The 14,817-nt window shown below is 60.4% G+C and carries 9 protein-coding genes and 5 pseudogenes; 8 read left to right on the forward strand and 6 right to left on the reverse strand.

Going from position 1 to position 14,817, the window contains the following annotated elements:
- The 3 genes and pseudogenes from glyA to NKJ00_RS30785 all read left to right on the forward strand — a co-directional run.
- Positions 1-470: pseudogene (gene glyA / locus NKJ00_RS30775) on the forward strand (serine hydroxymethyltransferase); the annotation flags it as partial.
- A gap of 48 nt (positions 471-518) precedes the next feature.
- A complete protein-coding gene (gene metK, locus NKJ00_RS30780) occupies positions 519-1,715 on the forward strand; it encodes a methionine adenosyltransferase (RefSeq protein WP_352632396.1) in 1,197 nt (398 codons plus the stop codon).
- A gap of 105 nt (positions 1,716-1,820) precedes the next feature.
- Positions 1,821-2,834 carry an adenosine kinase gene (locus NKJ00_RS30785; RefSeq protein WP_352632398.1) on the forward strand — a complete coding sequence of 338 codons (1,014 nt, stop codon included), beginning with the start codon at positions 1,821-1,823 and terminating at the stop codon, positions 2,832-2,834.
- A gap of 336 nt (positions 2,835-3,170) precedes the next feature.
- Here the strand turns inward: NKJ00_RS30785 and NKJ00_RS30790 are convergent.
- The 6 genes and pseudogenes from NKJ00_RS30790 to NKJ00_RS30815 all read right to left on the reverse strand — a co-directional run.
- Positions 3,171-3,501 (reverse strand): annotated as a pseudogene (locus NKJ00_RS30790) (transposase); the annotation flags it as partial.
- 123 nt (positions 3,502-3,624) lie between these two features.
- Positions 3,625-4,073: pseudogene (gene bioZ / locus NKJ00_RS30795) on the reverse strand (3-oxopimeloyl-[acyl-carrier-protein] synthase BioZ); the annotation flags it as partial.
- A 32-nt stretch (positions 4,074-4,105) separates the two neighbouring features.
- Positions 4,106-4,298 (reverse strand): annotated as a pseudogene (locus NKJ00_RS30800) (adenosylmethionine--8-amino-7-oxononanoate transaminase); the annotation flags it as partial.
- Between the two features lie 365 nt (positions 4,299-4,663).
- On the reverse strand, positions 4,664-5,359 hold the full coding sequence (locus NKJ00_RS30805) for an OmpW/AlkL family protein (RefSeq protein ID WP_352632400.1): 696 nt from the start codon (positions 5,357-5,359) through the stop codon (positions 4,664-4,666).
- Between the two features lie 181 nt (positions 5,360-5,540).
- A pseudogene (locus NKJ00_RS30810) lies at positions 5,541-7,631 on the reverse strand (prolyl oligopeptidase family serine peptidase).
- Between the two features lie 266 nt (positions 7,632-7,897).
- The gene (locus tag NKJ00_RS30815; RefSeq protein ID WP_352632402.1) at positions 7,898-8,065 is read right to left on the reverse strand and encodes a hypothetical protein; all 168 of its coding nucleotides are present in this window, start codon (positions 8,063-8,065) and stop codon (positions 7,898-7,900) included.
- A gap of 610 nt (positions 8,066-8,675) precedes the next feature.
- Here NKJ00_RS30815 and NKJ00_RS30820 point away from each other — a divergent pair.
- The 5 genes from NKJ00_RS30820 to NKJ00_RS30840 all read left to right on the forward strand — a co-directional run bounded on the left by NKJ00_RS30820 (position 8,676) and on the right by NKJ00_RS30840 (position 14,550).
- Positions 8,676-8,939, forward strand: coding sequence for an iron-sulfur cluster assembly accessory protein (locus NKJ00_RS30820; protein ID WP_352632404.1), 264 nt, complete (start codon positions 8,676-8,678; stop codon positions 8,937-8,939).
- Positions 8,940-9,185: 246 nt separating this feature from the next.
- Complete coding sequence (locus NKJ00_RS30825) at positions 9,186-10,490, forward strand: lysine N(6)-hydroxylase/L-ornithine N(5)-oxygenase family protein (RefSeq protein WP_352632406.1); 1,305 nt, start codon at positions 9,186-9,188, stop codon at positions 10,488-10,490.
- A gap of 506 nt (positions 10,491-10,996) precedes the next feature.
- Positions 10,997-11,776, forward strand: coding sequence for a phytanoyl-CoA dioxygenase family protein (locus NKJ00_RS30830; RefSeq protein ID WP_352632408.1), 780 nt, complete (start codon positions 10,997-10,999; stop codon positions 11,774-11,776).
- 325 nt (positions 11,777-12,101) lie between these two features.
- On the forward strand, positions 12,102-14,105 hold the full coding sequence (locus tag NKJ00_RS30835) for a class I tRNA ligase family protein (RefSeq protein ID WP_352632409.1): 2,004 nt from the start codon (positions 12,102-12,104) through the stop codon (positions 14,103-14,105).
- A 211-nt stretch (positions 14,106-14,316) separates the two neighbouring features.
- Positions 14,317-14,550, forward strand: coding sequence for a hypothetical protein (locus NKJ00_RS30840; protein ID WP_352632411.1), 234 nt, complete (start codon positions 14,317-14,319; stop codon positions 14,548-14,550).
- Positions 14,551-14,817 lie beyond the last annotated feature (267 nt).

A 14,817-nucleotide genomic window follows, 5' to 3' on the forward strand; every position in this document is an offset into this window, starting at 1 on the left:
TGAATGCCATCGCTGCGCTAGCGGTTGCCTTGCACGAAGCCGCGAACCCGTCCTTCCGAAGCTACGGCCAACAGACGGTCAAGAATGCCAAGGCTCTGGCACATGCACTGCTTGAGCGAGGTTATGACCTGGTGACCGGGGGGACGGACAATCACATGCTGATCCTTGATCTTCGCGATCGACCACTATCAGGCAAGGCCTTTGCCGAGCGACTAGCGAAGGCAGGCATCATTACGAACTTTAATATGGTGCCGGGCGACCCGCGCCATCCTGCGGTCACAAGCGGAATTCGCTTAGGGTCGCCAGCCGTGACGTCCATGGGCATGCGCGAGGGGGAAATGGTGCAGATCGCTGCTTTCATCGACTTGGTCTGCCGCCAGCCCAACGATCCGGATGTTCACACCAGCGTTCGAAGAGACGTCGCCGACTTCTGCGCTGCGTTCGGGGTGCCGGGCATCACCGACATTTAAGGCGAGTTCATCAAGATGCCACAATCCACACCCGAAGCGAGGCAATTCATGGCTAGACAGTTCGTGTTCTCTTCCGAATCGGTTGGCGCCGGTCATCCGGATAAGTTGGCCGACAACATCTCGGATGCCATCCTCGATGCAACCCTCCGCTCAGATCCGAAGGCGCGCGTCGCCTGTGAAGCGTTGGTGAAGACCTATGAAGCGTTGGTGAAGACAGGGATGGTCGTTCTCGCTGGCGAGATTACCAGTGATGCCCAGGTCGACTACAGCCAAGTTGCTCGCGATACGATACTCGATATTGGATACGATGATGATGCCATCGGCTTTGATGGTCGGCGTTGCGCCGTTGTTCTGGCCCTCACCGAGCAGTCGACCGACATTGCCCAAGGCGTTGACGAGGGTCGAGGGCAGGATCTCGAACAGGGAGCGGGAGATCAGGGCCTGATGTTCGGCTACGCATGCCGCGAGACTGATACACTGATGCCTTTGCCGATCCAGCTCGCGCACGCCTTGACAAAAAGACAAGCAGAGGTCCGGAAGGCAGGACAGCTTGGCTGGTTGCGTCCTGACACGAAGTCCCAGGTTTCGGTGCGCTATGAGGGCTTGCGCCCGATCGCACTGGATACCATCATCGTGTCGACACAACACGATGAGCAGGTCTCTCAAAAGACGGTCCGCGAGGGCGTCATTGAGGAAATCATAAAGCCCGTCCTGCCGAGCCACCTGGACACCAAGGACATCAGAATTCTGGTCAATCCGACGGGGCGGTTCGTTGTCGGTGGGCCGCGCGGCGACTGCGGTCTCACCGGGCGCAAGATCATCGTCGACTCCTACGGTGGGATGGGGCGTCACGGCGGCGGCGCCTTTTCGGGGAAGGACCCTTCCAAAGTTGACCGCTCGGCTGCCTATGCGGCCCGGTATGTCGCGAAGAATATCGTCGCTAGCGGGCTTGCGGACGTCTGCGAGGTCCAGCTTGCCTACGCGATCGGCGTGGCCAGTCCGGTTTCTGTCATGGTCAACACTTTCGGGACCGCGACGATTGACGAAGAAAGGATCGAGCGCCTCATTCTTGAGCTGTTCGATCTCAGACCTAAGGGCATTATCAAGATGCTTGATCTCTTACGTCCGATATACCGCAAGACCGCGACATACGGGCACTTCGGCCGTGAAGAGCCTGAATTCACCTGGGAGAGGACAGACAGAGCCGACGTCTTGCGTCGCGAGGCAGGACTTGCAGCCGCGTGAGGGCCCGCGCCGAATAGATTGGCATGCAGAAAGACCATGCCAACTCGCCAGACCAGCAGCCCGCCGGCATGGCAGAGAGCCGGCGGGTTCATCGCGGAGACATTGATGCCGGATTATGACGTTCTTTGCATAGGCAATGCCATTGTCGACATCATCGCCCAGTGCGACGAGGAATTCCTCGAGACCAACGGCATCATCAACGGCGCGATGAACCTCATCGACACCCGGCGCGCCGAACTGCTCTACAGCCGCATGGGCCCGGCGATCGAAGCCTCCGGTGGCAGCGCCGGCAACACGGCGGCCGATGTCGCAAGCTTCGGCGGCCGCGCGGCCTTCTTCGGCAAGGTCTCCAACGATGCGCTGGGCGAAATCTATGCCCACGACATCCATGCGCAGGGCGTCGCCTTCGACACCAAACCGCTCAAGGGCGAGCCGCCGACGGCACCCTCGATGATCTTCGTCACCCCGGACGGCGAGCGCTCGATGAACACCTATCTCGGCGCCTGCATCGAACTCGGCCCCGAGGATGTCGAAGCGGACAAGGCTTACGGCGCCAAGGTCACTTATTTCGAGGGCTATCTGTGGGACCCGCCGCGCGCCAAGGAGGCGATCCGGCAGACGGCGAAGCTCGCGCACGAGGCCGGGCGCGAAGTCTCGATGACACTGTCGGATTCGTTTTGCGTTGACCGCTACCGCGACGAGTTCCTCGATCTGATGCGCTCGGGCACGGTCGACATCGTCTTTGCCAACAGCGACGAGATCAAGTCGCTCTACCAGACCTCGTCCTTCGACGAAGCGGTGGCGCAGATCCGCAAGGACTGCAAGATCGCCGCCGTCACACGCTCGGAAAAAGGCTCGGTTATCGTGCGCGGCGACGAGACCGTGGTCATCCATGCGACCGCCATCAAGGAGCTGGTCGACACGACGGGCGCCGGCGATCTCTACGCCACCGGTTTCCTGCATGGCTACACGCAGGGCCGCGACCTCAAGACCTGCGGCGACCTTGGCTCGCTGGCGGCCGGCCTGGTGATCCAGCAGATCGGCCCAAGGCCAAGGCAGAATTTGCGCCGCGAGGCGGAACGGGCTGGGTTGCTGTCAGGCGGACGTTTCCAGGAATAGGTCAGCGTTTCCATGGCTCGAATCATATCAGGCAGTTTCGGCCTTGTAGGATTAGCAGGCTTCTCTGATTGGGGTCGGTGAGGTCAACCGTTTCCTGTCTTTTTTCCGGACCATGTCGCCCCGCGGGTCACTCGCTTCTCTTCGCGGTCGGCGCGGAGCCGCCGCATGATGGGGTCAGGAGAGCGAGGCGTCTCAATCTGTTGAACGACCTTGGACACTTCGCCCAGGATCGTGCCTGCTAACGAGATCGCCTTGCCCATCGTCCCCACGGGAACGATCCAGATCACCCTCGCGGGCGAACCACTGTCTGTGTTCGTTTTTGTTCCTTGCGCTATTTCATGCCGATCCGGCGGCTTCCTTTCCAAAGCGGAATTCGGTTGCGTCGGCCCACATGCGGTGCAGGATGACGGCCAGCTTGCGGGCCACCGCCACCCGCGCCCGCGCCATGCCGCGGCGTCTGGCGATGTTCATGCCCCAGGCGCGCAAGCTCGACCACTTTTTGGAACGCACAAGCAGTGAATGGGCTGCCTCGTAGAGTGCTGTGCGGGCGAGCGTCGCCACAGCGGCTGACCTTGCCCTGGATGTCGGTCTCACCGGATTGGTATCGCGCTGGCGTCAGCCCCAGATGCGCTCCCACCGCCCGCGAGGAGCCGAACCGCTCCGGCCGGGGTAGTTGAGGTTCGCTTCGGTGACGTGGATGCCGTGCAGTTTGCCGGCGACTATCTTTCGCATTGGTCCCTTCCATCGTACATGGCCAGTCTTGTGTTCCTCTCGGCGGCCGATCGCCCCATTAAATTCCAACGACGAGTGCGCCGCCGTTGAGGCCCGCGCCGCTGCTGCGAGAAGGATTTTCTCGCCCGGTCGAAACGGCTCCGTTTGATTGGCCAGCGAAAGCGAGAGCGGGATCGTCGCGGCGGAAGAGTTGCCGTACTCGGCAATCGTCTTGACTATCACATGATCAGCTATGCCGAGGTTCCTGCCGACCGCATCGAAAATCCGAGTATTGGCCTGATGCGGCACGAACCGGCCGACATCCGGTGGTCGCACTCCGGCAGCGGCTAGCGCGCTTATCGAGCAATCGGTCATCATCTCGACGGCCTTTGCGAACACTTCGCGGCCGTCGGTCATCGTCATTCGGGCTTCCGCAAGGTCGAGGTCACCGTGGAACGGCTTGTTGCTTCCTCCTGCGGGAATCTGGATCAGCCCGTATCGCGAGCCGTCCGAATCCACCGAGGCACCCTGGCCAAACCCGAGAATGCGCGATGATCTGCTCATGGCCTGGACCCAAAGCGTTCGCCGGCCTCCTCGATGGCGTCATAGAGTCGCTCGAGCTCGTCGCCTGCGATGCAATAGGGTGGCAGAAAAGTAGAGGACATTGCCGAGCGGGCGCACAAGTAGCCCTCGCTCGAGGAAGAAAGCGCGCAGTTTCGGTCCGATCTCGGCGAGATAACCTGCGGAAACGGTGCAATCGGGCCTCGACGGCGAGACCGACAGCGAGGTGGTCGCGCGGCTTGCCGGCTTGCCCTCAGACGCGCGCAAAAGGCCGGACATATGAGCGCAAGCGATCCGATCAAACCATCTCAGCCAATACTTGCAAGCAGGGGGGCGTCCACATACGCACCCGTCGGCTGCTACCGACAAGTTGCCGAAGAGATCGGCAAAATGGGTGCAGGCCGCCCGGGGCATTGACAGGCGTCCCAGTACCCGCGGGGCGCCAGCTGCCGGGGAAACGGACTTTTTGGTACCTAGAGGCATGGCCGACGGCAGAGGGCGCACAAGGCGCCCTTCATTTCAGCTCGGATGTCAGCAATCCGGTTCGCCTTTCGCTATCAGAAGCGGTAGGTGAGACCTGCGCCAATCAACCAGGGATCGAGCTCAGCCTTCCCCGTCAGCTTCGCACCGTCCACCGTGACGTCGAAGTCTGGCTTGAGGAAAAGCTTCTTCACGTCGAAGTTCACGCCCCAGTGCTGATCCACCATGTAGTCGAACCCGACCTGCAGCGCGGTGCCGAATGTGTTCTTAACCTTAAGAGCATCTGCGCTGCCGGCATCCTGGTTATAGAATATCGTGTAGTTCACGCCGGCGCCGACATAGGGCTTGAAAGCGCCGAAATTGGTAAAATGATACTGCAATGTGAGCGCAGGCGGCAGCAGCCAAACCTTGCCGATATTGCCCAGCCCGCCGATCGTTCCTTGGCCCTCGATGTTCGCATAGGTGGTGCCGAGTATGAGCTCGGCGGCGATGTGGTCCGTGAAGAAGTAGGAGATATCGAGTTCCGGGATCACGGTGTCCGAATAGGAAAGACCGGAGCCGGGCACCGCATTAACGTAGCCCGAATTCGCAGTGACGACCCCCAACGCACGCAGGCGGATCTGCCAAGGGCTTGGCTCTTCCGTGACCGAGGCTCCTGCCTGCGGGACGCCCGCGGCTTGCGCAAGGTCCGCCGCGACGGCCTGCTGTCCCACCACCATGAGGATGACGGCCGCTGTCACTCCCCGCGCCATGCCCAATCGCTTTCTCGCCATGATATTCTCTCCTTGCTCTTCAGAAATGATGCACTGACTACGAAAAATCTTGCTCGAATTGCTTGAGATTGGCGGAGCTCATGCGCAATTTGCGTGGGACCGTGCACACATTATTTTCGCCGTGCTCGCAATCATCGACCTGTACTCACTTATTGAAACGTTGCCCTTTGTCTCCGTCCACCTATCGAAGGCCATCGGCTTGCCAGCCGATCGCATTGCGAAGGAAATTGGTGCCCAGGGCAATGAATGCGGCCCGCTCCCGATTGTCCTTGCCGTAGCTGTGGCCGCCCGCGCCGGGCTCGTAGAAGTAAGCGGGATAGCCAAGAGCCTGCAGCTTTGCGGCCATCTTACGCGCGTGGCCCGGGTGAACGCGGTCGTCCCGCTTCGTGGTGGCGAGCAGGATCGGCGGATAGGGTTGTCCCGGCGTTGCGGCGTGATAGGCGGAGATTTCCTTTAGGAAAATCCATTCCTCCGGCTTGTCGGGATCGCCATATTCGTCAATCCATTTCGCGCCCGCCAAAAGCTTGGTGTAGCGGCGCATGTCGACAAGCGGAATTGTGCAGAACAGCGCGCCGAAATGCTTAGGATACCGGGTAAGCATGTTGGCGATCAGAAGGCCGCCATTTGAGGCGCCCTCGGCGGCAATCCGCCTCGGCCGCGTTATGCCCCTTCGCACGAGATCGGTGGCAACAGCGGCCAAATCGTCATGGGCGAGACGCTTGCCCTGTCTGCGCCCCGCCTCGTGCCAACGGGTGCCGAACTCGCCGCCGCCCCGGATGTTCGCCACCACGCACGTGCCGCCGCGTTCGAGCCACAGCTTGCCGAGCGAGGAGTTGTAGTGGGGCAGGCGCGATACGCCGAACCAGCCGTAGGCGCTGAGGTGAACCGGGGCATCCCCGTTCCCGTTCGTCGGACCGACCTGCGTATCGGGGATCATCTCATCATCGGTCGAGACTGCCTCGTGGCCCGTGACCACCTGCCCGGATGCGTCGAAATTCTCCGGATCGCGCTTCAGGATTACTGGATCGCCGAGAGGCGCTGCGGCATTGAGGTCTAATAGGAGACACTTCGGCGGCGTCATCGGGTCCTGAGCCGAAATGAGGACCTCTCCACTGGTCTCGTGAGGTTCAGCATCGAGCGACCAAAGGTGAACAGTCCCTTCGGTGGGCACGGTGTCCAGCGCTCGGCGCGTCCATTCGTGGCCCTGGGGGGTGAACATCTCGAAACGTGGATCGAGGTTGACGAGGTAGGAGATAACGAGCTTCCCGTTGTTCCAGAAGAATGGTTGCAGGGAGCGCCTGTCGTCTGGTTCAAAGAGGATGGCAAAACTGCGCTCGCCGGCGATGAAGGAGGAAAGCGAGATGCCGATCAGCGCGTCCGCAGCATGGGTCATCCCTCCGACTGTCCAGGGCTTGCGCGGCTTTACCGCCAGCCAGTCGCCGAAGCCGCTCCACCAGGCGTCCCGAGGAAGGTCGATCCGCATCTTGGGCCCGCTCCTGTCCCCGATTCTGCCGATCGTCTCGAAGTAGGCCGGCCGCTCGATGAACCAAAGGCGCTCGCTCTCGGTGGTGCGGTCAAGATGGCAGAACACGCGGATGGATTCGGAACCGGTTTCGAATATCATCGGCGCGTTGAGCGGATCCGCGCCACGCTTCCACAGCCGCACGGGTGCGCGCGTAGCCGGAGCGCGTGGCCATGCCATCACCAAGCGCACTGCAAAGCAGAAGCGTGTCAGGGTCGAGCCAATTAACCTCGCCCTTGGCCTCCGCGAGGTTGAAACCGTCGGCGACAAAGCTAAGAGATCCCAGATCGAATTCGCGATGCAAACCGCGTCGCTGCCGCCGCGCGACAGGCGCAGAACGGCTCTTTCCCGTCTCTCCGGCTCAAGGGACGCGCCGCCCCAGATCCAGTCCTCTCCGTCGCTAGCCGCGAGGGCGTCCAGATCAAGCAGTAGCTCCCACTGGGGCTCAACTTTCATGTAGGCGGCAAGGGTGTTCCGGCGCCACAGTCCGCGCGGATTTCGGGCATCTTGCCAGAAATTGTAGAGGAACTGGCCCCGGCGCCTGCTCAAGGGGATCCTGTTAGGGCGATCGAAAATCGCTATCAGGGCGTCGTGGTCCCGCTCGAATTGCGTTCCACCGAAGTGCTCCAGGGTCCTGGCAGACTGGCGGGCAGCCCAGTCAAGTGCCCGTTCGCCTTCTATGTCTTCGAGCCAAAGATAGGGATCATCGTCGGGAGCATTCAGCGTGGGGCGGAAATCGAATGCAGTCATGTCCGGATAACGTGAAGAGTGATGTCGACTGGAAAACAGGCGCAAAGTCTTTCGGCCCGGGAAAGCTCAGTTTTCGCGGCTGCGACCGCATGTTCGGTGAGCTTGATCATGGCATGATTTCTCCTCAGTCCGTGCCGCAGCGCGTTTGCGGATAGCCTCGCACGTGTCGTGCCAAACGGGAAAATCATTTCACAACAATGACATGGCTCTGATTGCGGTGTGTCTCATGTCCGACTTTGTCGAAGACCCGACAACGAGTGCAGCCGTCACCGCCTGATAGAACCTCCTGTGCGAATTCGGTGGGCACTGCGGTCAGCGAAGCTCACCGCGAACTGGCCGAGCTTCGGATCGACATCGGCGACGGGGCGATCGACGACCACTACGTCGCCGGTGTCGGGCGCGGCACAGCCTGAGGACTCCGCGGCGGCGATCATCAAACACTGCGTTTACGACGGCTCCCATTCCTGGCCGACCGGTGGGCGCGCAAAAGACTGCTTTGCGGCCTCATCCCTCCGCCTGGAACGAGTCGCAGGGACCGAATGGCGTCGTGCTTTGGACCGGCAGAGTGGTCGTGCAATTCTCTTCCGGCTATCTTTACCGAGATTCGACAATCCAGTTGGTGAGGGTCCCAGATCGCGCAATCATTTTGCGCTCAGGTCTAGGCATGCGCCGATCCGCAACCACCTCATCAAAAGCATCGATCTGACACCAACGTAGAGAATTGCTTCCCTATGAGAGAGGCCTCGCGGCGGACATGAGATTGCGTCACTCTTCATGATCGCGGCCTCCGAGGATGTCGGGATCGAGCCAGTGCAACGGCACTATAGGGCGAAGGATCTGGCAGCTCTTGCAACTGCCGAGCTCGATGGACACGGCATATCGTGATCTGTCCGGCAGAGACGCAGGGTTCTGCACTGTCCGTTCATGTAGACTGTGCTGGTCCCCATAAGAGAAGTATTCTGATGCAGAAGGTGCCCGATTAGCTATTCGGAAAAAGGCGACATCGACGTGCAAATCGGGCGCCGCCCTGAAGCGTCCCCCTCAATGTCGGATTTCGGACAGGATCGTAAATCCGCCAACCCGTTGTTTAACAAAAATTTCCCTCTCTGGCACGGCCCATGCATGGGACTCTGCGAACGCATCAGCGAGACGTCGTCCATGATCATGCGCACCGAAAATGCCGTCGCCGCAGTGAAAACCGCGCTCTCGCCTGCCATCAAGCCGCCGAAAGGCCGGCGCGTCATGGTCGAGGCAGGCGATTGCGCCGGCTTCAAACACCTTAGTGGGCCTGGAAAGCTCCTCGCGTGACGGCGACGGGGGCATCCAGACGGGCGGAAAGGACAAACGTGGTTGCCCCACGTCGCCATTATGACCCGTCGATTGTCACCGCGCTGGAATGCGCGGGTCTACATGCGAAGACCCGAACGCGCAGGACAAATTCTCGCAAGCCCGTTCGGGAGTGGAGCTCGAAGTCCGTGAGCGGAGGCTAATGGCTATGGCCGATGTTCGCCGCGAACAAGCCGCCTAGTGGGAAGAGGCTATAGGAGGAAGCAGGTGGAGTTATCTTGCGTTGGGATCGGTGCTGGCCCGTCCAATTTGAGCCTTGCGTGTCAGATACACGAGCAAGTTGGGAAAGGGGCAGTGTTCCTGGATCGGCAGGTCGACTTCCGCTGGCATCCAGGCATCGCATTCGATTCCTCGGAGCTCCAGGTCAGCCACTTCAAGGACCTGGTCACTCTGGTGAATCCGCGATCAGCCTACACTTTCGTAAACTTCCTGCACGAGAACGGGCGTCTGTATCACTTCCTGAACGCACAGTTCGAAGCCGTGCTCAGAGTGGAGTTCGAACAATACCTGAACTGGGTCTTCCACAGGAACCCACTTGTGCGTGGCGGCGAGACAGTGCGCGAAATCCGCTTTGACGGCGAGTTTCAGGTGCGGACGGATAAGGCGGTTCTCGGCGCCAGAAACGTTGTGGTCGGCATTGGCAAGCAGGCGCAAATTCCGCCTCAATTTCAGGGCTGGAGTGGACGCAACCTGTTCCACTCATCGGTTTTACTGCACATCCACCCTGAGGTGCGGAGAAAGCATGTCTGCGTGATCGGCGGAGGCCAGTCGGGAGCCGAGGTGATGTTGCACCTTGTCGGCCTGCCGAACGAACGGCGGCCTGCCTCGATCACTTGGGTCTCGCAGCGCGAAAACTATCTGCCTCTGGACAACAGCCCGTTCACAAACGAGTTGTTCATGCCCTGCTTTTCGGATCGCTTCGCGGCGATGAGCGAGTCGCAGCGTAAGCTGCTCCTGCGGCGTTTCGTGCTTGCTTCGGACGGCATTTCAGAAAGCACGTTGCGCGCGATCTATCAGGCGCTGTACCGCCACGCATTTTTCGAGCCATACCGATGCGACATCACACTGCGGCCGGGCTGCACCGTCTCGCACTGCATCAACGCCGGACCGGGTCACAGGCTGACCCTGCAGCATGGCATGGACGAGGTCGAAGAAGTCACGGCTGACATCGTCATCCTGGCCACCGGTTACGAGAACGCGGTCCCAAGCTTGTTGGAACCGATCATGGGCCGCTTGGAGCAGATCGACAATGAATTAGCTATTCGCGAGGATTTTTCGGTGAGCTGGGACGGACCGTGTGACAGACGCATCTTCGTACAAAATGCGAGCCTCGGGCAGCGCGGCCTGGCCGATCCGAACCTAAGCTTGCTGGCCTGGCGCGCGCGTCGCATCCTCGATAGCCTACTTGGGCGCGCGCCATGCGCGAACCCCGAGCATCCTGGCTTCATCACTCATACCTCGATCGAGAGCTGGCCCGACCACGCAGCCGAAGAAATGGGCAGTGGAATATGACTCGTATGCTTTTGATCATCGGCGGTGGCATCCTAGGAATGATGCCCGCCTGCGCTGCGGCGAACCCCGGAGGCTTCTCCGATATGATCGTGACCGACCAAGCCCTTCGACCAAGCGGCGCATCGCATCACTCTGGGGGCGTGCATTTCCCCTACGGTTGCCAAGGCCGTACCAAGTCGCTCACTCGAAAGACCGCCGTGGTCTTGGCGGCCATGGCTGGGTCGGCAGGTAGCGGATGGTGCCGGCCTTTGGCGATGCGTGTCGTGGTTGAACCGGGTGAAGCGATTGATCCGGCCCAGTTTGCGGAACCCCTGGACCCGGCTGAGCCTGACATAGGCAGTCTCGCGCCGAGCTTCTGCGGACTATATCCGCCGGAGCGGAACGCACTTAGCATCGCCTCCCTCATCACGTGAGTCCGTCTCTGTGGACCCGCAACTTGATCAGCGCCCGACCGCCCTAATTGGCATGTCAAACCAAACCAGTGTTTCCAACAGGAGGCTTTTCGCATGTTGACTGATGCACAAAGAGAAAAGTGGCAGAAGGACGGATACGTCAGGCTCGAAAGGTTCTTCGATCCAGCGGCTCAGGAAGATATCTCTACCTTTGTCGAAGATATGTCACGCTGGGCCGTCAGCGATGATAAATGGCTCATGTGGTTCGAGAAGACGACGGACAATCGAAAGATCACCTCCAAGATGGAGAATTTTCTCGACTTCCATGGTCCATTGCGTCGTTTGCTCTTAGAAGATCAGCGCATAAAGTCAGCGGTCGAGGAGTTGCTTGGCGAAGATTCGCGCAGGCTCAAGGAGTTGCTGATTTTCCACTACCCCGACAGCGGCGGCTATCTCCCGCATCAGGACATTTATCACATTCCACACAAACTCCCGGATCGGATGGTCCATGCGGTGGTTGCCATAGGCATCGACGACTCCGACGAGGAAAACGGCGGGCTTTTCTTCAGCCCCGGCAACCACAAGAAGGGGGTGTTTCCCATGGATGCCGGTGGGGTGATCTATCCTCAAGTTGCCGAAAAGTTCTCCTGGGAACCCGTAGTATGGAAGGCTGGCGACATCTTCATCTTCGACGATTACGCACCGCACTACTCACGACCGAACAAAAGCAATCGTTCTCGGCGGACACTCTACTTGGTGTTCCAGCGTGCTTCAACCGGCGGGCCGACCCGCGCTGAATATAACGTGCTTAAGCGCGCCCTTAACCCGCCCGAGGGCAAAGTGGCCGATCTCGACAATCTCAAGCCCCCAAATGGCATCTTCTATCGCGATTGAGCTCACGCAGGCCAGGCGGAGGCATGCACACGACTGATCGACCTGCGCGGACGGTATGGCCGTCTGATTTCCGGGCTCGCGGAGCATCGACCGCAGCCCGTTACGACGCTTTGGCACGTGGATTGCGGAGGTGGTCGCAGGCGGTCTTCTGTGCGCCTACAGCCCGACTAGTGCCCCCCTTGGTCGCCCGCTTGCCGGCCCAGAGCTGCACTATCGTGGCCGGGCCGCCAATGGTCGGACTGCCGTTTCTCTCCACGAACTGCACGGGAGGCTGTTGCGTTGGCAGCCAAAGGTCCCACTGCTTCAACAGCTTAGGTTGGTTGTCATGCGCAAATACACGTTTTCTCGAACGGAGCTGTCGCGGGCGTTCGGTATCGACACGGCCACGCTTGGAACAGGCAGCGCTCGCACGGGGTTTTCATTCGGAAAGGTTGGACCCGGCGTCACATCCGAGCCCCATCGGCACGACGAAATCGAGGCCTTCGTGATCCTGTCAGGATCGGGCAAGGTCAGGACCGACCTTGGGGAAATTTCGGTCGAGGCGGGTGATGTCGTTGTGTTCCACCCTTTTGAAGCGCATGTGCTGCGCAACGATGGGGACGAAGACGTAAATTTCGTTGATGTCTACTGGCGAGACGACGACGCCGCTCATCATGTCGCTGCAAAGCTCACGGCTCCCCGCGGGCCGACTTTCGTCTTCTCCACGCCGCCGACGCCAAATGGCGATCTGCATCTGGGGCATCTTTCCGGCCCCTATTTTGGCGCCGATGTCTATACTCGTTTCCTGCGCATGAAAGGAGTCGAGGCCTATCACCTGACCGGAAGCGACGATTATCAGAGCTACGTCGCAACACGGGCCGATGCCGATCAATCGACGCCTGCAAACGTGGCGCGCTACTATGCCGACGAGATTCGCGCCACGCTTGCACTTTTCGATTGTGCGGTCCACAGCTTCCAACTCACGACGGGCGATGACGGTTACGGGGAGTTTCAAGCCGCCTGTTTCCGCAGTCTTCTGAGCAGCACGGCGATAGATCTACGCCAGAGCCCTGCGCTTTTCGATGCCGTGACAGGCCGTTATCTTTACGAACCGCATGTTAGCGGCCTCTGCCCCGATTGCGGCGGGTCCGCGGGTGGCAACATCTGCGAGGACTGCGGCGCCCCAAACCTTTGCCACGACCTGCGTGCAGCCCAATCACGGCAGTCTGCCGAGACGCCGCTGGTCGGCTCCGTCCGCCGCGCTGAACTTGCGCTGGACCGATGCTTCGACAATGTCGACCGGCATCTAAGGGCGTCTGGGGCCCCGCTACGGATCTTGGATCTCTTCGCACGCGTACGCCGACGCGGCAAATTTTCAGTGCCCATTACCCACCCCTCGGACTGGGGCCTGCCGGCGGAAGGGTTCCCGGGGCAAGTGATCTGGGTCTGGCCGGAGATGGCATTCGGTTTTCTGTACAACATCCAGGCGCTCGGCCGCTCGATGGGTCGCGACTGGAAGGCGGAGATGCCCGGCAACGACTGGCAGATTGTCCATTTCTTCGGCTTCGACAATTCGTTCTACCACGCGCTACTCTACCCCGCTCTTTACGCCGAGGTCTTCTCCCACTGGACGCCACGCATCCGCTATCACGTCAACGAGTTCTACCTGCTCGACGGCAAGAAGTTTTCAACCAGCTGCCGCCATGCGGTCTGGGGCAAGGAGGTTCTGAGCCCAAAGACAGTCGACGTCGTGCGCCTTCATTTGGGCCTGACACGCCCGGAAGGTAAGCGGACGGATTTCACGCTGAACGCGCTGCGCCGCACCGAGAACGAGGTGTTCCAAAGCATCTGGCTGAACTGGCTTGAGGCGTTGAACCAGGAAATCAAGCAGGATTTTGCCGGCCGTGTACCCGATGCAGGCGACTGGAGCCCGGTCGACCGCGCCTTCTTTGCTCGCATAGAGATCTATCGCGCTGCGATGGAGCGCGCCTATTCGGACGAAGGCTTCTCGGTTCGGGGCGCGGCCACACAGGTCTGCGAATTCGTGCGCGATTGCGTGATCTACCGCGGGGCGCGAGACTTTGCGGCGGCGCGACGTTTCTATCCTGCCCGCACTCGGACTTCGCTAGCCCTTCAGACGACGGCCGCTGCGATCCTGGCACCGACACTCGCTCCGCTGATGCCCCGCTTCGCCAAAACGCTGGCGCGAGGCATCGATGGCGCCTCAACCGAAACATGGCCCCGGTCCGTCCAGCGCCTTGCGCCCGGGACGCGCTTTGATCTCGGACCCGTGTTGGTGTTCTACGCCAAATCCGGCAATCCTCATCTCGATGACGAGGAAACACTATGAGCCCAAAGGTGCACCAGTGAGCTGTCCCCATCTCGACCAGATCTGCGCGGCAATCAAAGCCGACGATGCCAAATATCTTGACTCGCTGTCACTGGCGAGGGAAGCCGCTCTGAACGGTAGAGACTATTAGATTAGCTGACCTGAACCAACGCGTCGTCAAACAACCCTGGCCCGCCCCTTCAAGGACTGCTCGGCCGATGCTTCCCAGCCCTTGCTGTTCGTGCCGAAAATGCGTGTGGGCTCGACTGGGCTGACCAACCTCTTCGGCATCGGGATTTCCGTCCTCCAGCCGGTCAAGGCTGTCATTCGGTTCGACCCGCTGGTCAACCTGGCGCGCCTGGCCCGTGCGCCGATCACCAATGTGGATGCGAATGTGATGGTACCTTCGATTCTGTCCGAGCGTGTACCGGCGCGGCAGTCAGCCGAAGAACAGCTGAGCTACTGATATCGGAATGTAGCAGGTCCAAATTCTGCCCCTGAAGCCGGATATTGCTCAATCAGCGTTGACGATGGCTTGGTGCACAAGCTTCCAACCAGACCCGCGCAACGACAGCCCGTCGCCTGAGGATAGTCGGCGAGGGCCGCCAAATCGCAAGCGTATCCTCCGTCGCATGCGCGCCGTCTTCGCCGACAATGCAGACGCTTGTCTCGTCGAGAGATACATCCAGCTATTTTAGGGGGCTCCTCAGGATTGCGTGTTTGCTCGGCTGCA

This window comes from Mesorhizobium sp. M0227 (assembly GCF_040321855.1).
GTDB lineage: Bacteria > Pseudomonadota > Alphaproteobacteria > Rhizobiales > Rhizobiaceae > Mesorhizobium.